Origin of the sequence: Microbacterium meiriae, assembly GCF_025143875.1 — a bacterium.
GTDB classification, from domain to species: domain Bacteria; phylum Actinomycetota; class Actinomycetes; order Actinomycetales; family Microbacteriaceae; genus Microbacterium; species Microbacterium meiriae.
Map to the genome: position 1 here is coordinate 148801 of NZ_JAMBDU010000001.1, position 22563 is coordinate 171363.

General features: G+C 70.1%; 24 protein-coding genes and 1 tRNA gene. 10 read left to right on the forward strand and 15 right to left on the reverse strand.

Going from position 1 to position 22563, the window contains the following annotated elements; genetic code table 11:
- Nucleotides 1–5: 5 nt before the first annotated feature.
- Nucleotides 6–698, reverse strand: coding sequence for a response regulator transcription factor (locus M4D53_RS00755; RefSeq protein WP_025105529.1), 693 nt, complete (start codon nucleotides 696–698; stop codon nucleotides 6–8).
- Nucleotides 699–816: 118 nt separating this feature from the next.
- Here M4D53_RS00755 and M4D53_RS00760 point away from each other — a divergent pair, with 118 nt between their 5' ends.
- A complete protein-coding gene (locus M4D53_RS00760) occupies nucleotides 817–1824 on the forward strand; it encodes a CPBP family intramembrane glutamic endopeptidase (protein ID WP_259951426.1) in 1008 nt (335 codons plus the stop codon).
- 16 nt (nucleotides 1825–1840) lie between these two features.
- Here the strand turns inward: M4D53_RS00760 and M4D53_RS00765 are convergent, their stop codons facing one another.
- Genes M4D53_RS00765 through M4D53_RS00775 form a run of 3 tightly spaced genes read right to left on the reverse strand, consistent with a single transcriptional unit; the run spans nucleotide 1841 to nucleotide 5507 of the window.
- Nucleotides 1841–3481, reverse strand: a complete 1641-nt coding sequence (locus tag M4D53_RS00765; protein WP_259951427.1) for a DNA repair helicase XPB — start codon at nucleotides 3479–3481, stop codon at nucleotides 1841–1843.
- Nucleotides 3482–3517: 36 nt separating this feature from the next.
- Nucleotides 3518–5221 (reverse strand): helicase-associated domain-containing protein, encoded by a 1704-nt coding sequence (locus M4D53_RS00770; RefSeq protein ID WP_259951428.1) that lies wholly within the window; start codon nucleotides 5219–5221, stop codon nucleotides 3518–3520.
- Between the two features lie 10 nt (nucleotides 5222–5231).
- Entirely contained in the window at nucleotides 5232–5507 is a 276-nt protein-coding gene (locus M4D53_RS00775) for a multidrug ABC transporter ATPase (RefSeq protein ID WP_071328822.1), read from the reverse strand.
- Between the two features lie 114 nt (nucleotides 5508–5621).
- Here M4D53_RS00775 and M4D53_RS00780 point away from each other — a divergent pair, with 114 nt between their 5' ends.
- Both M4D53_RS00780 and M4D53_RS00785 read left to right on the forward strand, forming a co-directional pair.
- Entirely contained in the window at nucleotides 5622–6002 is a 381-nt protein-coding gene (locus M4D53_RS00780) for a cold-shock protein (RefSeq protein ID WP_025105533.1), read from the forward strand.
- A complete protein-coding gene (locus M4D53_RS00785; RefSeq protein WP_259951431.1) occupies nucleotides 5986–6597 on the forward strand; it encodes a DUF3027 domain-containing protein in 612 nt (203 codons plus the stop codon). The genes M4D53_RS00780 and M4D53_RS00785 overlap by 17 nt, the downstream gene beginning before the upstream one ends.
- 9 nt (nucleotides 6598–6606) lie before the next feature.
- On the opposite strand, the gene serC is transcribed toward M4D53_RS00785, so the two are convergent.
- Entirely contained in the window at nucleotides 6607–7719 is a 1113-nt protein-coding gene (serC, locus tag M4D53_RS00790; RefSeq protein WP_259951432.1) for a phosphoserine transaminase, read from the reverse strand.
- 100 nt (nucleotides 7720–7819) lie between these two features.
- On the opposite strand from serC, the gene M4D53_RS00795 reads away from it, so the two are divergent.
- From M4D53_RS00795 to M4D53_RS00810, 4 genes are all read left to right on the forward strand, one after another.
- A complete protein-coding gene (locus M4D53_RS00795; RefSeq protein ID WP_025105536.1) occupies nucleotides 7820–8521 on the forward strand; it encodes an iron-dependent transcriptional repressor DtxR in 702 nt (233 codons plus the stop codon).
- Between the two features lie 344 nt (nucleotides 8522–8865).
- Nucleotides 8866–9591 carry a M23 family metallopeptidase gene (locus M4D53_RS00800; protein WP_232089064.1) on the forward strand — a complete coding sequence of 242 codons (726 nt, stop codon included), beginning with the start codon at nucleotides 8866–8868 and terminating at the stop codon, nucleotides 9589–9591.
- 307 nt (nucleotides 9592–9898) lie between these two features.
- Nucleotides 9899–10396 carry an HNH endonuclease gene (locus M4D53_RS00805; protein WP_060921795.1) on the forward strand — a complete coding sequence of 166 codons (498 nt, stop codon included), beginning with the start codon at nucleotides 9899–9901 and terminating at the stop codon, nucleotides 10394–10396.
- Nucleotides 10397–10443: 47 nt separating this feature from the next.
- Nucleotides 10444–10517 (forward strand) — tRNA-Arg (locus M4D53_RS00810).
- A gap of 18 nt (nucleotides 10518–10535) precedes the next feature.
- Here the strand turns inward: M4D53_RS00810 and M4D53_RS00815 are convergent.
- From M4D53_RS00815 to idi, 8 genes are read right to left on the reverse strand one after another with little or no spacing between them, the layout of a single operon-like run.
- Nucleotides 10536–12722 carry an MMPL family transporter gene (locus M4D53_RS00815; RefSeq protein ID WP_259951433.1) on the reverse strand — a complete coding sequence of 729 codons (2187 nt, stop codon included), beginning with the start codon at nucleotides 12720–12722 and terminating at the stop codon, nucleotides 10536–10538.
- Between the two features lie 37 nt (nucleotides 12723–12759).
- The gene (locus tag M4D53_RS00820) at nucleotides 12760–13650 is read right to left on the reverse strand and encodes a prenyltransferase (protein WP_259951434.1); all 891 of its coding nucleotides are present in this window, start codon (nucleotides 13648–13650) and stop codon (nucleotides 12760–12762) included.
- Nucleotides 13647–13985 (reverse strand): lycopene cyclase domain-containing protein, encoded by a 339-nt coding sequence (locus tag M4D53_RS00825; RefSeq protein WP_259951435.1) that lies wholly within the window; start codon nucleotides 13983–13985, stop codon nucleotides 13647–13649. The genes M4D53_RS00820 and M4D53_RS00825 overlap by 4 nt, the downstream gene beginning before the upstream one ends.
- Nucleotides 13982–14326, reverse strand: a complete 345-nt coding sequence (locus tag M4D53_RS00830; RefSeq protein ID WP_259951522.1) for a lycopene cyclase domain-containing protein — start codon at nucleotides 14324–14326, stop codon at nucleotides 13982–13984. Before M4D53_RS00830 ends, M4D53_RS00825 begins: the two co-directional genes overlap by 4 nt.
- On the reverse strand, nucleotides 14326–15918 hold the full coding sequence (gene crtI / locus M4D53_RS00835) for a phytoene desaturase family protein (protein WP_259951436.1): 1593 nt from the start codon (nucleotides 15916–15918) through the stop codon (nucleotides 14326–14328). Before crtI ends, M4D53_RS00830 begins: the two co-directional genes overlap by 1 nt.
- Nucleotides 15915–16823 (reverse strand): phytoene/squalene synthase family protein, encoded by a 909-nt coding sequence (locus tag M4D53_RS00840; RefSeq protein ID WP_259951437.1) that lies wholly within the window; start codon nucleotides 16821–16823, stop codon nucleotides 15915–15917. The genes crtI and M4D53_RS00840 overlap by 4 nt, the downstream gene beginning before the upstream one ends.
- The gene (locus M4D53_RS00845; RefSeq protein WP_259951438.1) at nucleotides 16820–17893 is read right to left on the reverse strand and encodes a polyprenyl synthetase family protein; all 1074 of its coding nucleotides are present in this window, start codon (nucleotides 17891–17893) and stop codon (nucleotides 16820–16822) included. The genes M4D53_RS00840 and M4D53_RS00845 overlap by 4 nt, the downstream gene beginning before the upstream one ends.
- Nucleotides 17894–17905: 12 nt before the next feature.
- The gene (gene idi / locus M4D53_RS00850; protein ID WP_187662053.1) at nucleotides 17906–18427 is read right to left on the reverse strand and encodes an isopentenyl-diphosphate Delta-isomerase; all 522 of its coding nucleotides are present in this window, start codon (nucleotides 18425–18427) and stop codon (nucleotides 17906–17908) included.
- A gap of 75 nt (nucleotides 18428–18502) precedes the next feature.
- Between idi and M4D53_RS00855 the strand changes: the two genes are divergently transcribed.
- Nucleotides 18503–19135, forward strand: coding sequence for a MarR family winged helix-turn-helix transcriptional regulator (locus M4D53_RS00855; protein WP_187662052.1), 633 nt, complete (start codon nucleotides 18503–18505; stop codon nucleotides 19133–19135).
- A 17-nt stretch (nucleotides 19136–19152) separates the two neighbouring features.
- Here M4D53_RS00855 and M4D53_RS00860 read toward each other — a convergent pair whose 3' ends face one another.
- A complete protein-coding gene (locus tag M4D53_RS00860; RefSeq protein WP_187662051.1) occupies nucleotides 19153–19515 on the reverse strand; it encodes a histone-like nucleoid-structuring protein Lsr2 in 363 nt (120 codons plus the stop codon).
- An 89-nt stretch (nucleotides 19516–19604) separates the two neighbouring features.
- Nucleotides 19605–20465, reverse strand: a complete 861-nt coding sequence (locus M4D53_RS00865; RefSeq protein WP_187662050.1) for a LuxR C-terminal-related transcriptional regulator — start codon at nucleotides 20463–20465, stop codon at nucleotides 19605–19607.
- A 109-nt stretch (nucleotides 20466–20574) separates the two neighbouring features.
- On the opposite strand from M4D53_RS00865, the gene M4D53_RS00870 reads away from it, so the two are divergent.
- Together M4D53_RS00870 and M4D53_RS00875 are read left to right on the forward strand one after the other, a co-directional pair.
- A complete protein-coding gene (locus M4D53_RS00870) occupies nucleotides 20575–20922 on the forward strand; it encodes a DUF485 domain-containing protein (protein ID WP_060921784.1) in 348 nt (115 codons plus the stop codon).
- Nucleotides 20919–22556, forward strand: coding sequence for a monocarboxylic acid transporter (locus M4D53_RS00875; RefSeq protein WP_259951439.1), 1638 nt, complete (start codon nucleotides 20919–20921; stop codon nucleotides 22554–22556). The genes M4D53_RS00870 and M4D53_RS00875 overlap by 4 nt, the downstream gene beginning before the upstream one ends.
- The last annotated feature ends 7 nt before the right edge of the window (nucleotides 22557–22563 follow it).

Consider the following 22563-nt stretch of genomic DNA (forward strand, 5'->3'; position numbering starts at 1 on the left):
CGGTCTCAGACCGTCTTGCCCACCTTGAGCATGTACCCGAAGCCGCGCTTCGTCTGGATCAGCGACTCCTCGGTGTGCGGGTCGATCTTGCGGCGGAGGTACGAGATGTAGCTCTCCACGATGCCGGCATCGCCGTTGAAGTCGTACTCCCAGACATGGTCGAGGATCTGCGCCTTCGACAGCACCCGGTTCGGGTTCAGCATGAGGTAGCGCAGGAGCTTGAACTCGGTCGGGCTCAGGTCGATCGGCTCCTTGCCGACGTGCACGTCGTGCGTGTCCTGGTCCATCGACAGCTCGCCGGCGCGGATGATCGACTCCTCGTCGGCCTGCATCGTGCGGCGGAGGATGGCCTGGGCCCTGGCGACGATCTCGTCCAGGCTGAACGGCTTGGTGACGTAGTCGTCGCCGCCGGCGTTGAGTCCCTCGATCTTGTCCTCCGTGCCGTCCTTGGCCGTGAGGAAGAGGATGGGTGCGGTGAAGCCGGCGCCGCGGAGGCGCTTGGTCACGCTGAACCCGTTCATGTCGGGGAGCATGACGTCGAGGATGATGAGGTCCGGCTCCTCTTCGAGGACGGCGGAGATCGTGGCGGCGCCGTTGGCCACCGTCTTCACCTGGAACCCGGCGAAGCTGAGACCCGTGGAGAGCAGGTCGCGGATGTTGGGCTCGTCGTCGACGACCAGGATGCGCGCAGCAGTCATGACCCCATTATGGTGACTTCGGCCATGCGCGGGCTGATTATCCTGCGGAACGGCGTGGATGCGGTCGATCCGTCGGCAGGTGGATGTGCTGCACAGGCGGTCGGGGGAGGATCGAGGCATGAGTTCGATCGAGGACGCCACCGCCGCCCCCGTCACCCCGTCCGCCGCGTCTCCTGAGGGGTCCGACGGAGGGCTCGAGTACCACCGTCTGGCGCTCCTCCGCCCGCGCCCCCGGTGGTGGAAGCCGCTGCTCACCGGGCTCCTCGGCATCGCGTTCTACCTCGCGATCCTCGTGCTCGTGATCGTGCCGCTGGTCGTCGTGTCCGCCCTCGTCCCGGGCTGGGCGGCGGAACTGCAGATGATGTTCCGGACCACCGCCTACTTCCAGCTCGACCGTCCGTGGCTCCTCGTGGCGCTCGTGCTCCCGCTCATCCTCATGATCCCGGCGCTGCTGCTCGCCTCGCGGGTGGTGCAGGGGCGGGGCGTCGGCCTGCTCTCCTCGGTCACCGGGCGGCTGCGGATGGGGTGGCTCGGCCGGACCCTCGTGCTGGCGCTCGCCGTGTTCGTGGTCTACTTCGCCGTGGTGCTCGGCTGGTCGGCCGCCGCCGGCGACGCGGTGACGCCCGACTTCTCCCACCCGGGGCTGCTGCTCATGGTGGTGCTCCTGCTCGTGCTGATCCCGTTCCAGGCCGCAGCGGAGGAGTACGTCTTCCGGGGGTACCTCATGCAGCTCGTCGGGAGCTGGCTGAGGCACCCCGCCTTCGCGATCCTGCTGCCGGTGCCGCTGTTCGTGCTGGGGCACGGCTACGACGTCTGGGGTGCGGCGAGCGTCGGCCTCTTCGCCGTCGTCGCCGCCTGGCTGACGTGGCGCACGGGCGGTCTGGAGGCGGCGATCTCGCTCCACATCGTCAACAATCTGCTGATCTTCCTGCTCGGCTCCGTCGCCGTGGTCGATGCGAACGCGACCTCGGGCACGCCCGTCGATCTCCTCGGCTCCGCGCTGGCGATGCTCGTCTTCGCCGTCGTCGCCGACCGCTGGGCCCGCCGCCGGGGCATCGAGCGGACCGCAGCGATCACCGACGGCGCCGCGGGCACGCATCAGCTCCCGCGGATGCTGCGCGGCTGAGCGGCCGTCACCGCCGTCAGGCGGCGATCGCCTCGGCGTCCATGATCGTGTAGCTGTACCCCTGCTCCGCGAGGAACCGCTGCCGGTTCTGCGCGTAGTCCTGGTCGATCGTGTCGCGTGCCACGAGCGTGTAGAAGCTCGCGGTGTGGCCGGACTGCTTCGGACGGAGAAGGCGCCCGAGACGCTGGGCCTCCTCCTGCCGGGAGCCGAACGAGCCGGACACCTGGATGGCGACCGATGCCTCGGGGAGGTCGATGGAGAAGTTCGCGACCTTGGACACCACGAGCAGCGAGATGTCGCCCTCCCGGAATGCCCGGTACAGCTCTTCCCGCTCCTCGACCGGAGTGGACCCGGTGATCTGCGGGGCATCGAGCGCCTGCGAGAGCGCGTCGAGCTGGTCGAGGTACTGGCCGATGACGAGGATCTGCTCGCCCTGGTGAGCCGCGATCAGCTCGCGCACCGCGTCGATCTTGGCCGGGGCGGAGGCCGCGAGCCGGTAGCGCTCGTCGTCGGTGGCCGCCGCGTACTCCAGGCGGTCCGCCGGGGGAAGGTCGACTCGCACCTCGAAGCAGGCGGCGGGGGAGATGAAGCCCTGCGCCTCGATCTGCTTCCAGGGGGCGTCGAAGCGCTTCGGGCCGATCAGGCTGAAGACGTCGCCCTCGCGGCCGTCCTCGCGGACCAGGGTCGCGGTGAGGCCGATCCGGCGGCGGGCCTGGAGGTCGGCGGTGAGCTTGAACACGGGCGCCGGCAGCAGGTGCACCTCGTCGTACACGATGAGGCCCCAGTCCAGCGCGTCGAGGAGGGCGAGGTGCGCGTACTCGCCCTTCCGCTTCGCGGTGAGGATCTGGTACGTCGCGATCGTGACGGGTTTGACCTCCTTGGCCTGCCCGGAGTACTCGCCGATCTCCTCGGGGGTGAGGCTGGTGCGCTTGAGCAGCTCGTCCCGCCACTGCCGCGCGGACACCGTGTTCGTCACGAGGATGAGGGTCGTCGTCTTGGTGGCCGCCATGGCCCCGGCGCCGACGATCGTCTTGCCCGCACCGCAGGGGAGCACGACCACGCCGGAGCCGTCCTTCGAGAAGGCGTCGACGGCGTCCTGCTGATACGGACGGATGGCCCACCCGTCCTCGGCGAGCTCGATCTCGTGAGGGGTTCCTGGCGTGTAGCCGGCGAGGTCCTCCGCCGGCCAGCCGATCTTCAGCAGCTCCTGCTTGATCTGCCCGCGGGCCCAGGCGTCCACGACGAACGTCTCCGGGGTCGGGTGCCCGATGAGCAGCGGCTGGATGCGCTTGTTGTTCGCGACCTGGGCCAGCACGGCGGGGTCGGTCGAGCGCAGGATGAGCACGCCTTCATCGTCGCGCTCGATGACCAGGCGGCCGTACCGGTTGACCGTCTCGCGCAGGTCGACGGCGACCGAGGGCGGGACGGGAAAGCGCGACCACCGGTCGAGCGTCTCCAGCATGTCCTCGGCGGTATGTCCGGCGGCGCGGGCGTTCCACAGCCCGAGCCGCGTGATCCGGTAGGTGTGGATGTGCTCGGGTGCGCGCTCCAGCTCGGCGAAGATCGCGAGCTCGTGGCGGGCGCTCTCGGCGTCGGCGTGGGCGACCTCGAGGAGCACGGTGCGGTCGCTCTGGACGATCAGGGGGCCATCAGACATAGCTGACCAGTCTACCGGCCCGTGGCTGCACGGGGCCTAGGTCGGGACGACGGTCGCGGCGCGGATGCTCGACACGGGCAGGGTGCGCTCGACATCGGCCGCCCTGTCCCTTCCCCGCAGCCGTCCGCCGCCGATCCCGGTGGCCTCGAGGAGGAGGTCCCTGGTGGATCCGTCCGGCATGCCGACCGTCACCCGCAGCACGGCCTTCGCGCGCACCGCCGCCTCCAGCTCCCTGTCCAGCCACGCGGCGTCCGCGTCGGGTCCCTGGCGTTCGCGCAGCCGCGCGATCAGCGGTGCGTAGTCGGGGGCGGGGGCGGGGTCGGGTACGGCAGCCGGGTGTCGCGTGCGTACAGCGACGGTCCCGTCGCGATCGACGAGGGTCGCCGGGTACCTGGCGTCGGTCAGCGCCCAGTAGACCGTGTCCTGCCCGACCTTGGTCGTCAGCGAGCCGACGTGCGCGGTGAGCCCGAGCGGCCGGAGCGACTGGTCGACCGCCATGGCTTCGAGGAGGTGCGCGTCCGTGCTCTCCACCCGCGTGCGCCCCGTCTCCTCGTCCACGGAGACCCGCACGAGTCCGTGGCGTTGGCCGGTCTGCGCGACGAGGTAGCCGAGGGGCTGCGGAATGCCCGTGAGCGAGATCTCGCCGAGGAACCCCAGGATCGAGGCCTCGTCCTCCCCTGCGGCGAACGCATGTGCGACCGACTCCGTGGTGAAGCGGTACGACGAGGCCTGGGAGGCGGACTCCCGACGGGCCATGGTCCGCAGCCGCACGTCCAGGGCAGGCTGCAGGGGGCCCGGCGCGATCGCGGTGAGGTCGTTCTGGAGGAAGATCCGGTCCACCTCCGCGGGTAGGAGCGCCGAAAGGGCGGAGGGATCGGCCGCCTCGCCGCGCCGCAGCGCCGCGGACCACGGGGGCTCGGAGCCGTCCTCCGCGATGAGGCCGAGAAGACGAGCGGCCTCGAACTGTCGAGCCGCCTCCTCCGGCCAGGCCGGATCCCAGGGATGGGCGAGGGGCCATTGACTCGGCGGCAGCCACCCTCCCGTCGCCGTGCGGATCCCGCGGGGGAGCGTGTCACGGAAGGCGGTGGCCAGGAGGTTCCAGCGTGCGGGCGCGGGGGAACGGAGCCAGTCCTCAGCGGCCGGGGTGGTGCGCAGCAGGCGCTCGACGGGAGCGGCGAGACCGGCGCGCACGGCGAGCGCCACCAGCGGATCGACGCTCTCGACATCGAGGCCCGTCTCGGTGAGCTGACGCTTCTGGCCCGCGCTCACCGCACCGCCCATGAGGAGGGTGAACGGCTGCTCCCTGGCGAGGAGCAGGATGTCGGCGAGCACGCCGACGGTGGTGAAGGCGCGCTCCGCGGCGTGCGCGGAGACGGACTCCTCCGCTGCCGGTGCGGGGGTCTCGTCGAGGGGAGCAGGCCGAGACCTCCCGGCCACCGCCTCGGCGACGGGCGGGTGCGGTGTGCCGTCGGCGCGGAGCAGGGCGAGCGCGGTCAGACGCTCGCGGCCGGCGCCGGCTCCGTCTCCCGCCACGGCGTCGACGAGCGCGGCGGCCTCCGCGGCGGTCAGAGCGGGCAGCGCACGGCCGATCGACGCGGCGTCCAGCAGGGCCTCGGCCGCGTCGAAGAGATCCTGCCAGGCGACATCGGGACGCACACCGCGCGCGGTCAGCAGCGCCGTCAGCTCGTCATCGCTCGCCGCGGCCAGGTCGTCGGCCAACGGGCGTGCGTGCGTGCTCATCGATGCGGCCTCAGCGACGCGACTCGGCGCGACCCTTCCGCACGAAGCTCATCACCAGCAGCACGATGATCATGACGAAGGCGAGCGGCAGCCCCCAGTAGGGGATCGCGGCGATCACCGGCCACAGGCCCTCACCGAACGCGGCCCTGTCCATGCCGAGCGCGGTGCCGATGATGATGACGAAGAAGCAGATCACCGACGCGGCCGCGATACCGAGCGCGGTGAACGCCAGGATGCGGTCGATCCGACGGATGGGGACCTCCGGTCCGGGACTCTGCGTACTCATCCGCCCCAGCCTACTCGCACGCGCGGGAGCGGTTCCGTTCCGCCCGTGACCGGTAGGCTGGGGGACACGCGCACGAGCGCGCTCCGTCCGCATTCGATCCAGCGAGGTTCTCCCATGCCCACCGGCAAGGTCAGGTTCTACGACGAAGACAAGGGTTTCGGCTTCATCGCCAGCGATGACGGCCAGGACGTCTTCCTGCACGCCTCCGCGATGCCGGCCGGCACCGCGGTGAAGGCGGGTGCGCGCGTGGAGTTCGGCGTGGCCGACGGCAAGCGCGGTCTCCAGGCGCTGTCGGTCCGGGTGCTCGAAGCGCCGCCCAGTCTCGCGAAGGCGAAGCGCAAGCCCGCCGACGACATGGCGATCATCATCGAGGATCTCGTGAAGCTCCTCGACGGCATCGGCGGCGACCTGCGCCGCGGCCGCTACCCCTCCTCGAGCCACGGCCGCAAGATCGCGGCCGTCCTGCGCAAGGTCGCCGATGACCTCGAAGCCTGACGCCGACGCGCGGCTCGTCGAGGCGCACGACCTCGCGCTCGCCGCCCTGCGCGAGATCACCCCTGCCGCCACGGTCGGGCCGGCTGCCGGCTTCACGCCGGAGGAGGACGGATCCGTCTCCCTGCGATTCGAGAACCGGCTCCCCGGCTACCCCGGCTGGTACTGGACGGTGACGGTCGCCCGTGTCGAGGACGAGGAGCCCACCGTCCTCGAGGTCGAGCTGCTCCCCGGCGACGGTGCTCTGCTGGCCCCGGAGTGGGTGCCGTGGGCGGAACGCCTCGCCGAGTACCGCGCACACCAGGCGGAGCTGGCCGAGGCCGCCGCTGCCGGTGGTGAGAACGCCGACGGGGAAGAAGAGGACGCTGACGGCGACCTCGACGACGACGGCATCGACGATGACGAACTCGACGAGGACGGCTCCGACATCCTCCATGCCGGAGACCTCGACGGCGTGGACATCGACGAGCTCGACCCGTCCGATCAGGACGACGAGCTCGACGCGTCCGACGAGGACGACGAGGACGACGAGGCAGAGGACTCCGAAGACGACGACGCCGACGCCCGCGATGCGGACGCCGGCGACGAAGAGGAGTGAGGCGGACGCTCAGCCGCCCAGGTTCTCCTGCACGAAGTCGATGGCCCGGATGAGCTGACGCACGTCCTCCGGCTCGATCGAGACGAACGTCGCCACCCGCAGCTGGTTGCGGCCGAGCTTGCGGTACGGCTCGGTGTCGACGATGCCGTTGGCGCGGAGCGCCTTGGCGATCGCCGCGGCGTCGACGCTGTCGTCGAAGTCGATCGTCGCGACCACGGGTGAGCGGTGCGCCGGGTCGGTGACGAAGGGGGTCGCGACGGCGGACGCCTCCGCCCAGTCGTAGAGCGCCGACGATGACTCCGCCGTGCGCGTAGCGGCCCAGGCGAGACCGCCGTTGCCGAGGATCCACCGCAGCTGGTCGTCCAGGAGGAGCAGCGTCGTGAGCGCAGGGGTGTTCAGCGTCTGGTTGAGCCGCGAGTTGTCCACCGCGTGCTTCAGGCTCAGGAACTCCGGGATGTAGCGTCCCGAGGCGGCGATCCGCTCGATGCGGTCGATCGCGGCCGGAGACACGGCGGCGAACCAGAGTCCGCCGTCCGAGCCGAGGTTCTTCTGCGGGGCGAAGTAGTAGACGTCGGCCTGCGTCATGTCGACGTCGATGCCCCCCGCGGCGCTCGTCGCGTCGATCACCGTCAGGGCACCGTCGGCGCGGACGCGCTCGATCGGCGCGGCCACGCCGGTCGAGGTCTCATTGTGCGGCCACGCGTAGACGTCGACGCCGTCGACCGGTTCGGCCGCGCTCCGCGATCCGGGCTCGGCGGAGCGGACATCCGGCGCCTCGAGCCAGGGGGCTCCTGCCGCCTTGGCGAACTTGCCGCCGAACTCGCCGAACACGAGGTTCTGGCTGCGTCGCTCGATCAGGCCGAAGGCCGCGGCGTCCCAGAATGCCGTCGAGCCGCCGTTGCCCAGGATGATCTCGTATCCCTCGGGGAGACGGAAGAGAGCGGCGAGCTGCTCGCGGACGCTGCCGACGAGGTTCTTCACCGGTGCCTGGCGGTGCGAGGTCCCGAGGACGGAGGCCCCCGTCGTGACGAGCGCCTCGAGCTGCGCGCCGCGCACCTTCGAGGGGCCGCAGCCGAAGCGGCCGTCTGTGGGCAGGAGGTCACGGGGAATCTCGATCGCCATGGCTAGATTCTAGGGGGATCCCGCCGTTCCTCCCGTCCGCGACCCCGTCCGATGTCGCCGGAGGAATGTAGGCTTGCCTAAGAACTTCCGGAGGGCCCACATGACGGATCTGATCGACACCACGGAGATGTATCTCCGCACCATCCTCGAACTCGAGGAGGAGAACATCGTGCCGCTGCGGGCGCGCATCTCGGAGCGCCTCGGGCACTCCGGACCGACGGTCTCGCAGACCGTCGGTCGCATGGAGCGCGACGGCCTCGTCGTGGTGTCCGAGGACCGCACGCTCGAGCTCACCGACGCCGGGCGCCGCAAGGCCGTCGACGTGATGCGCAAGCACCGCCTCGCCGAGCGTCTGCTGTCGGACGTGATCGGGCTGGACTGGGCCTTCGTGCACGAGGAGGCCTGTCGCTGGGAGCACGTCATGAGCGAGCAGGTGGAGCGTCGTCTCGTCGAGCTGCTCGGGCACCCCACCGAGTCGCCGTACGGCAACCCGATCCCCGGTCTCGACCAGCTCGGCGACCTTCCCGCCCGCACCTTCGACGAGGGTGTGATCGGTCTCGTGCAGCGGCTGAACGCCGCAGGCGAGCCGGTCGAGGGGACGGTCCGCCGTCTCGCCGAGCCGGCCCAGGTCGACCCGGAGCTCCTGGAGCAGCTGCGTGACGCGGGCGTCGTGCCCGGGGCCCGCGGCGACTTCCGCTTCAACGAGGGCTATGTGCTCATCCAGATGGACGGCAAGGAGGAGGGTCTCGAGCTCCCCGTGGAGCTGGCCTCGCACATCTTCCTCGTCGGCGAACCGGCCTGAGAAGGCCTCACCGAGGATTGTCAGTTTCCCAGGGTGACATGATCGTTATCTTCCGGTAACCTCGGTCAGGTCCTCAGCGAAGAAGCCCGCTGGGGGCGAACCGCGAAGATCCGCCTTCCGGCTCGTCGTCTTCCCGACAGGGACGCACTCGAACCCGAGTAGTGCATCTCTGCCCTGGGGCAGAACGTCGACGGGCCAGCACCACCCGAGGTGCGAGGGCTCAGGAGGACCACGTTTTGGCCGCAGACATCGAACCGACCGCGAAGACATCTGAAGATCGAGTACCCGCCCGGCGCACCGGTGCACGGGTCAGTGCTCGGAAGATCGCAGCCCCCCTCCGGTCGGTGGCGATCTTCGGTGCTGTCGGCGCTCTCGTCGCCGCTGTCGCGCTGCCCGCCTACGCGGCGTCCAAGCCGACGGACGCCACGGCGCAGACCGTGCAGCAGCTCGCCGCGGTCGACGCGCAGTCGCTCGTCGTCGCGTCGGAGGCCACGGCCGCTCCGCTCGTGCGTGGTGCCTTCAGCGCGACCACGCCGGAGGAGATCGAGAAGAAGAAGGCCGAAGAGGCCGCCGCCGCCGCGGCGCGGGCCGCCGCTGCCGCTGCCTCCGCGTCCGCGTCCGCACCCTCGTCCGGCACCTTCAACACGGCCGGCTACGCACTCGTCGCTCCCGGCTCCGGCCAGGTCCGCTACCCGCTGCCGCTCGGCTCCTGGAACGTCAGCCGCACCGTCGGCGGCGGCCACAACGGCGCCGACATGCTCGCGCCCGCCGGCACGCCGATCTACGCCGCCGCGGCCGGCGTCGTGCGCGCCTCCGCCGAGAGCATCGGCGGCTACGGCGTCGCCGTCATGCTGGACAGCGTCGTGGGCGGTCAGCAGGTCCAGACCACGTACGGACACATGCTCTACGGGTCGCGCCAGGTGCAGGCCGGGCAGACCGTCGCCGCCGGACAGCTGATCGGCTATGTGGGCAGCACGGGACGGTCGACCGCGAACCACCTCCATTTCGAGGTCTGGATCAACGGCGGCCTCGTCGAGCCGATGTCCTGGCTCTCCGTCAACGCCGGCTGACCGGGACACGTTCTCGAGCATTCATCTCCCGTTCCGCCCCGGTCCTCGCGGGATGGGTTAGCCTGAACCCGTCGTCATACAGGCGGGAGAGGCTGATGGAGCGAACACCGAGCATCCGAACCATGGACGCTCTCGGTCGTCACGTCCTTCGGCATTGCCCGCAGGGATGCCGCGGTGCTGCCGCGCGCGAAAGGCGCCGTCTGTAGACGGCGCCTTTTCTCGTCCCTGCGAACACTCCTCCTCCTGCACGACGTCGTGTGAGTCGAGAGTGCCGGGAAGCCGTCCCGGCGGATCGAGAGGATGACGAATGCGCACACTGGTCCTGAACGCCGGATACGAGCCCTTGGCGATCGTGTCCTTCAAGAGAGCCCTCGTCCTGGTCATGAACGACAAGGCGACGGTCATCGAGAGAGTCGAGGACGACCCCGTCTGGGGAACCCACGGCGTCTACGATCGTCCGGCGGTGATCATCCTCTCCCGTTACGTGCGCGTCCCGCTCAGCCGTCGCGTGCCGGTCACCCGCCGCGGGGTCCTGCGGCGCGACGGGCATCGCTGCGGATACTGCGGCAAGGCCGCGGCGACGATCGACCACGTCCTGCCCCGCTCGCGCGGCGGCGCGGACTCCTGGGAGAACCTCGTCGCCTGCTGCCTGCGCTGCAACAACCTCAAGAGCAACCGCACCCCGCAGGAGATGCGGTGGCAGTTGCGGTTCACGCCGCGCCCGCCGCACGGGACGGCGTGGACGGTGCGCGGGGTGGAGCGCAGCGATCCCCGCTGGGAGCCCTACCTCGCCCTCGCCGCGTGAGAGCCAGCGCGAGGGCGCGCAACCGTGGTCCCGTAGACTGGCTGTGCGCCCTCGTAGCTCAGCAGGATAGAGCAGCCCTCTCCTAAAGGGCAGGTCGCAGGTTCGAATCCTGTCGAGGGCACTCCCGCTTCCGCATGCGTCAGGGCTGCCCGCGCCGCCACAGCTTCGACGGCCACCAGATGGTCTTCCCGATGTCGTAGGCGAGTGCCGGCACGAGGAGCGAACGCACCACGAACGTGTCCAGCAGCACGCCGAACGCGACGATGAACGCGAGCTGCACGAGGAAGAGGATCGGGATCACCGACAGTGCCGCGAACGTCGCCGCCAGCACCAGCCCGGCGGAGGTGATCACGCCGCCGGTGATGGAGAGCCCGCGGAGGATGCCCTCCCTCGTCCCGTGCTGCTTCGACTCCTCCCGCACCCTCGTCATGAGGAAGATGTTGTAGTCGATGCCCAGGGCGACGAGGAACACGAAGCCGTAGAGCGGGACCGCGGGGTCGGCACCGGGGAAGTCGAAGATGCCGTTGAACACCAGCGCCGAGACGCCCATCGCCGTACCGAAGGACAGCACCGTCGTGAGGATCAGCAGCACCGGCGCCAGGATCGAGCGCAGGAGCAGCATCAGGATGATCATGATGACGACGAGGATCACCGGGATGATGAGGTTGCGGTCGTGGATGGACGCGTCGTTCGTGTCGATCGAGGTGGCCGTCACCCCGCCCACCACGGCTCCGATGTCGTCGAGCTCTCCGCGCAGCTCGCGCACGGTGGAGGCGGCCGCGGCGGAATCGGCCGCATCCGTCAGCGTCCCCTGCAGGAGCACCTGTCCGTCGACTGTCGTGGGCTCCGGAGCGGGGGTCCCGGGAGGGCCGACGGCCGTGATCCCGTCCGTCGTCACCGGGGCGGACCCGCTCGGGGAATCGGCCGCGGTGACGGTCACCCCGTCGATCCCGTCGTTCGCGAGGAGCACGTCGGCGGCGTCCTGCAGGCGGTCCTCGTCCACGATCACGGAGACGGGGCTCCCTGAGCCGCCGGGGAAATGCTCACCGAGTGCGACCTGACCGTCGCGCGCCTCCGATGCTCCGAGCACGAGGTCGGACTGCGGGACGCCCTGTGCGTCGAGCTGTGTGACGCCCGCCGCGCCGGCGAGGAGGACGAGGGTGGTCGCGATCCAGATGACGCGGGGACGCTTCTTGATGAGGCCCGACAGTCGCGCCCAGAGGCCGGTGGTGCGCATGCCGTGCTCCTCGGCCACGACCTCGGGCTCGAACCGGGGACGCCGGGGCCAGAAGACCGCGCGTCCGAACAGCAGCAGCAGCGCGGGCAGGAGCGTGAGGGCCGAGAGCATCGCGAACACGATGCCGATCGCCGCGACCGGGCCGAGGGTGCTGTTCGACTTCAGGTCGCTGAGCAGGAGGCACAGGAGTCCCGCGATCACGGTGCCTCCGGAGGCGACGATCGGCTCGACCGATCCCTTCCACGCGGCGAGGAGGGCGACGCCCTTGTCCTGCGCGACCCGCAGCTCCTCCCGGAACCGCGCGACGAACAGGAGCGCGTAGTCGGTGGCGGCGCCGATCACGAGGATGAAGAGGATCCCCTGGGTCTGCCCGCTGAGCAGCAGGATCTCCCATTTCGCCAGCCACCACACGACGAGGAGCGCGACGCACAGCGCGAACAGGCTCGTGGAGAGCACGACGAGCGGCAGCAGGAACGAACGGTAGACGAGGACGAGGATCACGAGCACGGCGAGCAGGGCGACACCGAGCAGGAGTCCGTCGATGCCGGCGAACCCGGCGGCGAGGTCGGCTGTGAAGCCTGCCGGCCCCGTGATGTAGACCGTGACGTCGTCCGGTACCGCCGCGCGCAGCTCGTCGCCGAGAGCGGCGGTGGCATCGCTGAGCTCGGCGTCGCCGTCGATCGGGATGAAGGCCTGCACGGCCCGGCCGTCCTCGGAGGGGAGCGCGGGGGAGACGTCGTCAGTGACCCCCTCCACGTCCGGGGCGTCCGCCACCGCGGCGGAGATCGCCTCGAGTTCGGACGGCGTCAGCTCCTCCTCGGAGGTGAAGACCGCGATCGCCGGGATCGCGTCGCTGTCGGTGAACTCACCGAGGAGCTGCTGCACCGTCGTGGCGTCCGCGGACTCCGGCAGGTACGTCGTCTGATCGTTGGACGACACCTCGTCGACCTTGCCGAACAGCGGACCGCCGAAGGAGGCACCCGCCAGCCACACCAGGATGAGGGCGACCGGGAGGAACACGCGCAGCCAGGAGTGGCGTCGGGTGCGCTCGCGGGTCGGCGGCGTCGGTGCGGGGGCGGGGCGGGACATCGGGGTCCTTTCGGGAGAGGGGGCGGGGCGCGAAGGGTCAGGAGACCCAGGCGAGGATGAGGATCATCGTGGCGAGGAAGCCGGCGATGTAGTTGAGTGCGATGAACCGGCGCCAGGCGCGGTTGGTCCCGGCCGACGTCTCGTCGGTGACGTTCCACCACGGCGCGGCGTTGACGATGTAGGGCAGCGCCAGCACGGCGGCGAGCGGTCCGGGCCACGGGGTCAGCAGCATCGCACCGCCGGCGACGGCCCACAACACGAGGGAGAGCCGGACGGTCGCCCTGGCGCCGATCACGGTCGCGATGGAGGAGATGCCACCCTCGCGATCGGGCCCGATGTCCTGCACGGCACCGAACGCGTGAGCGGCCATGCCCCAGAGGAAGAACGCGACGAGCACGAGGACGCTGGTCGTGGTGACGGGCGCTCCGGCGAGGGAGAGGCCGACGAGGGCGGGGCTGACGAAGTGCGTGCTGGAGGTCACGGAGTCCAGGAACGGGCGCTCCTTGAAGCGCAGCACCGGAGCCGAGTAGGCGAGGACGGCGAAGACGCTCACGGCGAGCCACAGCCACGACGCCGGGGTGCCGACGGCGAAGAGGTAGACCAGGAACGGCACGTTCGTGGCGGCCGCCGCCCACAGCGTCGCGCGGTGGATGCGCGGGGACAGCAGCGCGCCCTCGATCCCGCCCTTGCGGGGGTTCGCCAGGTCGGAGGCGTAGTCGAAGACGTCGTTGATGCCGTACATCGCGAGGTTGTACGGCACCAGGAAGTACAGGGTGCCGATCACGAAGGTCGCGTCGATCTCCCTGGTGCTCAGCAGGTAGGCGGCGGCGAAGGGGAAGGCCGTGTTGATCCAGCTGATCGGCCGGGACGAGAGGAGGATCTGGGCGATGTCGTGGCCGATGCCGCCGCGGGGGGTCTTCTCCGTCATGCGTGCTCCTCCCGGTCTGCGGCGGTGCGCGTCCGGGATCGGCGCGCGCGCAGGGCGGTCCACAGCGCGGGGAGCAGCAGCACCCCGGCCAGCGGATACGCGAAGTCCTCGAGCGGCGCGAGACCGATGTGCACGCCGGCGAGCTGCGTCGGCTCGTAGTGGAACAGCCCGGTGGCGATCATGACGGTGTCGAACACGGCGGTCAGCACGAGGAGAGCGAGCGCGGTGAGCGTGAGGGCGCCGAGGTGCGGGGTGCGCCGCGCTCCGACGCAGAGGGCGACCGCGGCCAGAGCGGCGACGGCGAGGAACACGGCGGACAGCTGCAGGTAGGTCATCGCGCCGCTCCCTCCCCGGCGCTGACCCGACGGCGATCCAGAAGCCGGACGGCGCCGCCGTAGAGCACCATCGTGCAGACGACGAGGAAGATCAGGAAGATCGGCTCCTCCAGGGGGAGCTCCGGAGCCAGGACGATACCCGTGGCGATCGCCGCCTCGCCGCGGAAGAAGATCCCCGCCGCGATGCCGGCCACGTCCCAGACGAGGAAGAAGGCGAGTCCGACTATCGTGACGATGGCCGCCGACACGGCATCCCGCCAGAAGAAGAGACGGAACCGCCAGTCGAGCAGCAGCATGCAGCCGAGGGAGACGAGCAGGGCGGTCAGGTAGATCGCGCCCATCATGCCTTCTCGGGTGTGGCGGTTCGGGTGGCCGGCTCCGGCAACGGGCCGGGCGAGTGGTCGCCTCGGATGCGCTTGAGCACGATCTCGGCGCTGATGAGGCACATCGGCACGCCGACGCCGGGCGCGGTGGTCGCTCCGGCGTAGTACAGCCCCCGCACGCGCCGGGAGGCGTTCTGCGCGCGGAACATGGCGCTCTGCGAGAGGATGTGCGCGGGGCCGAGCATCCCGCCCCGCCACGAGTGGTAGTCGTCGCGGAAGTCGGCCGGACCCACCGTCTCCCTGACCACGATCCGCTCGCGCAGGTCGGGGATCCCCGACCACGCTGCGATCATGTCGACCGCGGCGTCCGCGGCCTTCTCGACCTTCGGCGAGCCGGCGCCGTCGCTCCCGCCGTGGCCGAGCTCGACGTCGGCCGGGACCGGGATCAGGACGAAGAGGTTCTCGTGCCCGTCCGGCGCGACCCCCGCGTCCGTCGCGCTGGGCCGACAGACGTAGGTGGACGCCGGCGTGGGGACGCCGGGGGTGCGACCGAAGATCGCGTCGAAGTTCGCATCCCAGTCGTCGGTGAAGAACAGCGAGTGATGGGGGAGCTCGGGCAGGGTCCCGCGGACGCCGAGCATCACGAGCACGCCGCCGGGTCCGCTCGTGCGCCGCGCCCACCAGGACTCCGGATAGGACTGCAGCGTGGGAGGCAGCAGCGCCGTCTCGGTGTGGTGGAGGTCGGCGCCGGAGACGACGATGTCCGCGTCCTCGACGTGCTGATGGCCGTCGCGATCCGTCCAGCCGACACCGGTCACGTGGGTCGCACCGTCCGCGTCCTGCGTGCGGATCCCGGTGACCTCGGCACCCGTGACGATCCGCGCGCCGGCATCCTGGGCCAGCGTCGCCAACCGCTCGACGACACGCCAGAAGCCGCCCTGCGGATACAGAACGCCCTGGTCGAGGTCGAGCGCGCTCATCAGGTGGTACATCGCCGGCGCCGTCCGCGGGTCGGTGCCCAGGAAGACGGCGGGGTAGCCGAGGATCTGCCGCAGCACCGGGTGCCGGAAGCGCCGGGCGGCGAAAGCCTGGAGGCGGGTGCCGAGCAGCGAGAACAGTCGCGGCAGCGCGCGCACCACCTCGGGAGCGGCGAGCGTCCTGGTGCGGGTGAACGGGTTGTAGAGGAAGTACCGCCTCGCCATGGAGCCGGCATCGTGGGCGGAGGCGAGATAGGTCTCGAGTGCCGCTGCGGAGCCCGGTTCCATCGACTCGAACAGCGCGGACACGGCTTCCCGCCCGGCGGGCACCGTCACGGGGTCGTCGCCGGACTCGGGCGAGCGGAAGACGCGGTACCCCGGATCCAGCAGCGTCAGGTCGAGCTGCTCCTCGGTGGTGGTCCCCATCATCGCGAAGTAGTGGTCGAAGACCTCGGGCATGAGGTACCACGACGGGCCGGAGTCGAATCGGAAACCATCGCGCTCGATGGTGCCCGCCCGTCCGCCGACGCGGTCGTTCTTCTCCAGCACCACGACGTCATGTCCGTCGCGCGCGAGCAGCCCAGCCGTGGCCAGACCGGCCACGCCCGCGCCGATGACGACGACGCGGCTCATCGGTCCCGCTCCAGGGCCGTGACGAGGACGGCGCGCGCAGCGAGCAGCGCCTTGATCGGGTCCGGCACGCGCACCCGGCGGCGGTACAGCTCCGCAGCCGGCGTGCGTGCGACGCGGTGCGTCAGGGCGGCGAAGAGGGCGAGGGCGCTCCGGACAGCGGCACGGGCGTCCTTCGGGAGCAGCGGGATCGCGGCTCTCGCGTCGGCGAGCTGACGGTGGACGGTGTCGACCCAGGTGTCGCGGTCGGCGTCGGTGAGAGGTTCCGTGCCGCCGAGGTAGCCGCGCTGCAGGCGGTCGGTGTCGTCGGCGAGGTCACGGAGGAAGTTCACGTTCTGGAACGCGGCGCCCAGCCGACGCGCTCCGCGGTCGAGGATGTCGAGCTCCTCCGGCGTCCGCGTGGCGTCGCGCAGGAAGACCCGCAGGCACATCAGGCCGACGACCTCCGCCGAGCCGTAGACGTACGCGGCGTGTGCGTCGGCGTCATAGGCGGTGAAGCCGGACGGGCCGGAGATGTCGGCCCTCATCGAGTCGAAGAACGGCTGGGTGAGGTCTTCGCCGATCCCGCACTCGCGCGCCGTTCGCGCGAACGCGTGCAGGATGAGATCGCTGCTGTAGCCGGTCCGCATGGAGCGATGGGTCTCCGTGATGTAGGAGTCCAGGGCCGCGGCCTGTGCACCGGCATCGAGTCCGGCCTCGGCGGCGACGCCGTCGACTATCTCGTCCGCGATGCGCACCATGGCGTAGATGTTGCGCACGTGCTGGCGATGGCGTCGCCCGAGAAGACGCGTCGCCAGTCCGAACGACGTCGAGTAGGTGCGGATGACGTCGGATGTCGCGATCTCGGCAGTCCGGCTGAAGCGTCGCAGCGCCGCGTCGTCGCGGGGCTCGGAAGGGGTCGCGGTCATCGGCTGCGGCCCTCGATCCGGTCGGCCAGAGCGAGGATGATGCGTCCGGCGTCGGCCGAGAGCGTGCCCGCCTCCTCGGCTTCCGCCAGGATTGTCGACACGGCCGCGAGCTGCTCCTCCACGAGTCCTCGGACGAATCCCTCCGCGCCGCACTCGCGGAGGCGGTCGCGCATCTCCGCCGCGTCGTCGATGCTGAGGTCGTTCTCGCCGAACCGCAATTCGATGCCGGGCCAGTGGCTGGTCATCCGGGCGTACGCGATGATCGCGGTCTCCTTGCCCTCGCGGAGATCGGAATACGGGTCCTTGCCGTGGGCGTCCGGGTCACCGAACACCGACAGCAGATCGTCCTGCAGCTGGTAGGCGAGACCGAGGTGGCCGCCGATCTCGGTCAGCTGCTCCTCGGCGGCGGTCGGAGCGCCGGACAGGATAGCCGCCGCGCGGAGCGGGAGGACGAACGAGTAGGCGGCGGTCTTCGACGCGCTGGTGGCGAGGATGGTGCGGAGGTCGGCCGCGATGATGCCGTCGCTGAGGGCGACGTCGGAGTGCTCCCCGGCGACGGTCTCGAACACGGTCGTCTCGAGGAGAGCGAGGAGCCGCTCCCGTCGCGGCGCGGGGACGTCGGCACGGGCGAAGCCGAGCACGGCGGTGGAGAGCAGGAGGTCTCCGAGGAGGATGGCGCTCGAGCGGCCCCAGTGCAGCGCCGTATCGCCGGCCTCGACGGGGCGACGGGAGACCAGGGAGCCGATGAGATTGGGACGGCGGCGGCGGGTGAGGTCGCCGTCGATGACGTCGTCGTGCAGGAGGAACGCGAAATGCAGCAGCTCGACATGAGCGGCCACGTCGATCGCCCGCGCCGTGTCCTTCTCCGTGAGGGGGGTCGTGGCGAGTGCGGACAGCAGGTCCATGAGCATGCGCGGGCGCAGGAGCTTCCCGCCGAGGGCGTGCTCGGCTGCCGTGTGCCACAGGGCGGCGAACTCCGCCCCGTAGTGCTCGGCGGCGGCAGTGCGCTCGGCGAACCGTCGTCGCAGCACCGCCTCGATCCTGGTGCCGAGGTCTTCTTCTGTCACCATGACCGCCATGGCTCAGACCTCCCCGTGTCGACGGAGGAGCGGGAGCTGCTCGGCGAGCCAGGGGCTGAAGGCGAACGGGGTGCGGATGACCGCGGCGAGCAGGTCATCGACATCGACCCACTCCCACTCCGCCACCTCGTCCGGGTTTGCCGACGGCTGCTCGTCGACCACCGCGACGTGCACCGGACAGATCTCGTTCTCCACGATGCCACTCGCGTCCACGGCGCGGTAGCGGTAGTCGGGGAGAGCGAGGCGGATCTCGGTCACCTGGATCCCCAGTTCGTCGGAGCCGCGCCGTCGCACCGCATCGGCCATGTCCTCGCCGGGCTGCGGGTGCCCGCAGAAGCTGTTGGTCCAGACCCCGGGCCAGGTGCGCTTGCCGAGCGCGCGACGCGTGACGAGGAGGCGTCCCTCTCGATCCTGCACATAGCAGGAGAAGGCGAGGTGGAGAGGAGTGTCGGTCGTGTGGACTTCGCTCTTGGGCAGGATGCCGACGGCAGTCCCGTCTTCGGCGAGGAGCGTGACGTTGTCCATGGCGTCCTCTCGTCGTTTAGCTAACCTGGCGAAATATCAACTTAGCATGAAGCTGTTCGTGTGTAACATGATCGCATGCCCTCCGAGCCCCGCACCACCCCGGTCGCCCACGCGACGGCGGCGGCGGAGCGGGACGAACTCGCTCAGGGGTCCATCTACGACGTCGACGCCAGCGACCCGCGCAGTACGCTCGTCGATCGTTCGGGCGTCGCCCCGGAGGATCTGCGTCAGATCGGACGCCTCATGGAGGCGCTCGGCGGGCTGCGCGAGGCTGAGCAGCGTCTCTCGCAGGCGTCCCGGCGCTACATGCAGCTGAACGAAACCGACATGCGCGCGCTGCACTACCTGATCGTGTGCGACAACCGAACGGTCGTGGCGACGCCCAGCGGGATCGCCCACCATCTCGGGGTCTCCACCGCCGCGACGACGAAGTTGCTCGACCGGCTGGAGAAGGGTGGGCACATCCGGCGCTCGCCGCATCCCACCGACCGACGAGCCCTCGCGATCACCATCACCCCCGAGACCAGGCACGCCGCGATGGAGACGGTCGGGCGGCAGCAGGCCAAGCGCTTCTACGCGGCGGCGCGTCTGTCGGCTGCGGAGCGAGAGGTCGTGATCCGCTTCCTCCTGGACATGACGGAGGAGATCACCCTCCGCGATGAGGCGTGGGCGCTCGAGGGTGCGAAAGAAGATCCCGCCCGACCGTGAGGTGGGGCGGGACCGGGTCAATGCGCGGCGCGGTAGGCCTCGAGGATGGGAGCCGGTACGCGACCCCGCTCCGAGAGCGTGTAGCCGTTCTCCTTCGCCCAGGCGCGGATCGCGGCGACCTCCGGGTTGCGTGAGGGCCGCTTCCGCGACGAGGACGAGGACGAGGACCGTCCTCCGCTTGACGCCGCTCCCGATCCGGCCCGACGCCCGGCCGTGATGTAGGGCTCGAGTGCCTGTCGCAATTCCTCTGCGTGCGCGGAATTCAGATCGATCTCGTAGGAGGTGCCGTTCAGCGAGAAATGCACGGTCTCGCCTTCCCCGACCTCCAGGACGGTGCCGTCGATGTCGTCGACCAGCTGGTGCACAATTCGTCTCGCCATGGGGCCGACTTTATCGCGGGTGCGGGAATGCGCACAACAAAGGCCGTTTCGTCATGGCGAACAATGACGCAGCCGCCGAGAATGTCGATTCAGGGGAGAAGGCCGGCGCGACGCGCTTTGGTCACGGCGGCATGCCGCGTCGACGCATCCAATTTCGACATCGCGGTGCCGAGATAGGCCTTGACCGTCCCTTCCCGCAGACCGAGGTGCGCGGCGATCTCCGCATTCGTCGATCCCAGGGCGGCGCAGGCCAGGACATCCGTCTCGCGCGGGGAGAGGTGGACGACGGGGAGCGGGCCGGTCGTGGTCGTCGGCAGGTCGTCTCCGGCGAGGGTCAGCAGTCGGCGCTCGACCTGCGCCAGCCGCGCGCGGATGCCGGCGTCGTCGACGGTCGCGGCGATGCTGCGGAGCTCGGCGAAGCTCTCCCGCAGCTCCTCGCGCTGTGCCGGCGCGACCGCTGCGGGTGTCGGCGATGCGGCGCGGAGGCGCCGCTGCACCTCGTCGCGGATGCGCAGCTCGTCCGCGACGGACTGGGCGACCTGCATGGCCGGGGCCGTGGTCACGCCGCCGATCCTCTCCTCCGCCCACGCGCCGGCATAGAGCACGCCGCGAGGGCGGCCCTGGACGACGATCGGCAGGGCGAGCAGGGTCCGCAGGCCTTCGCCGAGGACGAAGACGTCGTAGTCGTGGGTGATCTGGCGGGAGGAGCCGTAGTCGCTCGTCATCCGCGGACGCAGCTCCATCATGGCCCGCCCGCCGAGACCGCGCTCGGGGCGTACGCGGAGACCGTCGAGAGCGCGTGTGCGGGCTCCGACGATGCTCGTGACGCTCACGACGCCCTCTTCGATCAGCCCACCGAACGCCACCGGGAAGCGCGTGCGCCGCGCCAGCTCGCGCACCGCGTTGGCGACGAGCTCCGCCTCGGGTTCGACGGTGATCGGAGAGCTCACGAATACCTACTTTCGGGGGTGACGGCGGTGTTCCCCGTTTCGTAGCGTCGACCCTACCACTCGGGCGGCGACGGCCGCGCGTGCAGCGGACATGTGGCAAGGAGGCCCCATGAGCGAACAGGTTCCGACCCCTCAGAACGGTGCGATCGATTACGTCGCCGTCGAGCAATCCCCTCGATTCCTGCGGTTGAAACGGACGCAGCGGTCGTTCATCTTCCCCCTCGCCGCGTTCTTCCTGGTGTGGTATTTCGTCTACGTGCTGCTGGCCGCATTCGCCCGCGATTTCATGGCGCAGCGCGTATGGGGGGATATCACCGTCGGGCTGCTTTTCGGGCTCGGGCAGTTCGTGACGACGTTCGCCATCACGATGGCATATGTCGCGTTCGCCAACAGGAAACTCGATCCGTTGGCGTCGGAGATCCGTGAAGAACTCGAGAAGGCGCAGGCCGACGCATGAGCATCATCCGCACGGCCACCGAGGATGTCGCGCTCGACATCAACCCGGTGTTCAACATCTCGATCTTCCTGGCCTTCGTCGCGGTGACATTGTTCATCGTCATCCGCGCCAGCAGGAACAACAAGACCGCCGCCGATTATTACGCGGCGGGGAGGTCCTTCACCGGACCTCAGAACGGATTCGCGATCGCGGGCGACTATCTGTCCGCCGCATCCTTCCTGGGCATCTGCGGTGCCATCGCGATCAACGGCTACGACGGATTCCTGTACTCCATCGGCTTCCTCGTCGCCTGGCTGGTCGCCCTGCTGCTGGTGGCCGAACTCATGCGCAACACGGGCAAGTTCACCATGGCGGATGTGCTCTCGTTCCGGTTGCAGCAGCGGCCGGTGCGGATGGCGGCGGCGATCACCACGCTCGCGGTGTGCTTCTTCTACCTCCTCGCGCAGATGGCCGGGGCAGGCGGTCTCGTGTCGCTGCTCCTGGGGATCGACGGGAGGGTCGGGCAGTCGGTCGTCATCGCCGTCGTCGGCATCCTCATGATCGTCTACGTGCTGATCGGCGGTATGAAGGGCACCACCTGGGTGCAGATCGTCAAGGCGGTGCTGCTCATCGGCGGCGCCCTCGCGATGACCATCTGGGTCCTCGCGATCAACGGCTTCAGCCTGAACACCCTGCTGGAGGCCGCCGTGGCGAACTCCGACAAGGGGGAGGCGGTGCTGGCGCCCGGCCTGCAGTACGGCGCGAACCCGTGGGACTTCCTCTCGCTGGGGATGGCCCTGGTGCTCGGCACCGCGGGCCTGCCGCACGTGCTGATGCGCTTCTACACCGTGCCGACGGCCAAGGAGGCGCGGCGTTCGGTGGTGTGGGCGATCTGGCTGATCGGCGGCTTCTACCTGCTGACGCTCGTGCTCGGCTACGGCGCCGGCGCGCTCGTCGGCGCCGACGTGATCGCGGCGGCACCCGGGGGCGTGAACTCCGCGGCTCCGCTGCTGGCGCTCAAGCTCGGCGGTCCGGTGCTCCTCGGGTTCATCTCCGCGGTAGCGTTCGCCACGATCCTCGCCGTCGTCGCGGGACTCACGATCACCGCGGCGGCGTCGTTCGCCCACGACATCTACGCGAACGTCATCCAGAAGGGACGCAAGGACGCGGAGGGGAAGCCCGTCGAGCCCGATCCCAACGGCGAGGTGCGGGTCGCCCGTCGGACGGTGATCGTCATCGGCATCCTCGCGATCGTCGGCGGCATCGGGGCGCAGGGGCAGAACATCGCGTTCCTCGTGGCCCTCGCGTTCGCCGTGGCGGCGTCCGCCAACCTGCCGACGATCCTCTACTCGCTGTTCTGGCGCCGATTCACGACGCGCGGTGCGGTGTGGAGCATGTACGGCGGGCTCGGCTCGGCGATCATCCTCATCATCCTGTCGCCCGTGTTCTCCGGCACGCCCACCTCGATGATCCCCGGCATCGACATCGCGATCTGGCCGCTGAACAACCCGGGCATCGTCTCGATCCCGCTCGGGTTCGCGCTCGGCTGGCTCGGGACGATCACCAGCACCCGGCGGGAGTCGCCTCAGCTGGCGGCAGAGATGGAGGTGCGCTCTCTCACCGGCTTCGGGGCGGAGAAGGCCGTCGATCACTGACGCGTCA

Excerpts from the sequence above, each read along its gene's own strand:
- M4D53_RS00755 (WP_025105529.1), bottom strand. The coding sequence starts at position 698 with ATGACTGCTGCGCGCATCCTGGTCGTCGACGACGAGCCCAACATCCGC.
- M4D53_RS00760 (WP_259951426.1), top strand. The coding sequence starts at position 817 with ATGAGTTCGATCGAGGACGCCACCGCCGCCCCCGTCACCCCGTCCGCC.
- M4D53_RS00765 (WP_259951427.1), bottom strand. The coding sequence starts at position 3,481 with ATGTCTGATGGCCCCCTGATCGTCCAGAGCGACCGCACCGTGCTCCTC.
- M4D53_RS00770 (WP_259951428.1), bottom strand. The coding sequence starts at position 5,221 with ATGAGCACGCACGCACGCCCGTTGGCCGACGACCTGGCCGCGGCGAGC.
- M4D53_RS00775 (WP_071328822.1), bottom strand. The coding sequence starts at position 5,507 with ATGAGTACGCAGAGTCCCGGACCGGAGGTCCCCATCCGTCGGATCGAC.
- M4D53_RS00780 (WP_025105533.1), top strand. The coding sequence starts at position 5,622 with ATGCCCACCGGCAAGGTCAGGTTCTACGACGAAGACAAGGGTTTCGGC.
- M4D53_RS00785 (WP_259951431.1), top strand. The coding sequence starts at position 5,986 with ATGACCTCGAAGCCTGACGCCGACGCGCGGCTCGTCGAGGCGCACGAC.
- serC (WP_259951432.1), bottom strand. The coding sequence starts at position 7,719 with ATGGCGATCGAGATTCCCCGTGACCTCCTGCCCACAGACGGCCGCTTC.
- M4D53_RS00795 (WP_025105536.1), top strand. The coding sequence starts at position 7,820 with ATGACGGATCTGATCGACACCACGGAGATGTATCTCCGCACCATCCTC.
- M4D53_RS00805 (WP_060921795.1), top strand. The coding sequence starts at position 9,899 with ATGCGCACACTGGTCCTGAACGCCGGATACGAGCCCTTGGCGATCGTG.
- M4D53_RS00815 (WP_259951433.1), bottom strand. The coding sequence starts at position 12,722 with ATGTCCCGCCCCGCCCCCGCACCGACGCCGCCGACCCGCGAGCGCACC.
- M4D53_RS00820 (WP_259951434.1), bottom strand. The coding sequence starts at position 13,650 with ATGACGGAGAAGACCCCCCGCGGCGGCATCGGCCACGACATCGCCCAG.
- M4D53_RS00825 (WP_259951435.1), bottom strand. The coding sequence starts at position 13,985 with ATGACCTACCTGCAGCTGTCCGCCGTGTTCCTCGCCGTCGCCGCTCTG.
- M4D53_RS00830 (WP_259951522.1), bottom strand. The coding sequence starts at position 14,326 with ATGGGCGCGATCTACCTGACCGCCCTGCTCGTCTCCCTCGGCTGCATG.
- crtI (WP_259951436.1), bottom strand. The coding sequence starts at position 15,918 with ATGAGCCGCGTCGTCGTCATCGGCGCGGGCGTGGCCGGTCTGGCCACG.
- M4D53_RS00840 (WP_259951437.1), bottom strand. The coding sequence starts at position 16,823 with ATGACCGCGACCCCTTCCGAGCCCCGCGACGACGCGGCGCTGCGACGC.
- M4D53_RS00845 (WP_259951438.1), bottom strand. The coding sequence starts at position 17,893 with ATGGTGACAGAAGAAGACCTCGGCACCAGGATCGAGGCGGTGCTGCGA.
- idi (WP_187662053.1), bottom strand. The coding sequence starts at position 18,427 with ATGGACAACGTCACGCTCCTCGCCGAAGACGGGACTGCCGTCGGCATC.
- M4D53_RS00855 (WP_187662052.1), top strand. The coding sequence starts at position 18,503 with ATGCCCTCCGAGCCCCGCACCACCCCGGTCGCCCACGCGACGGCGGCG.
- M4D53_RS00860 (WP_187662051.1), bottom strand. The coding sequence starts at position 19,515 with ATGGCGAGACGAATTGTGCACCAGCTGGTCGACGACATCGACGGCACC.
- M4D53_RS00870 (WP_060921784.1), top strand. The coding sequence starts at position 20,575 with ATGAGCGAACAGGTTCCGACCCCTCAGAACGGTGCGATCGATTACGTC.
- M4D53_RS00875 (WP_259951439.1), top strand. The coding sequence starts at position 20,919 with ATGAGCATCATCCGCACGGCCACCGAGGATGTCGCGCTCGACATCAAC.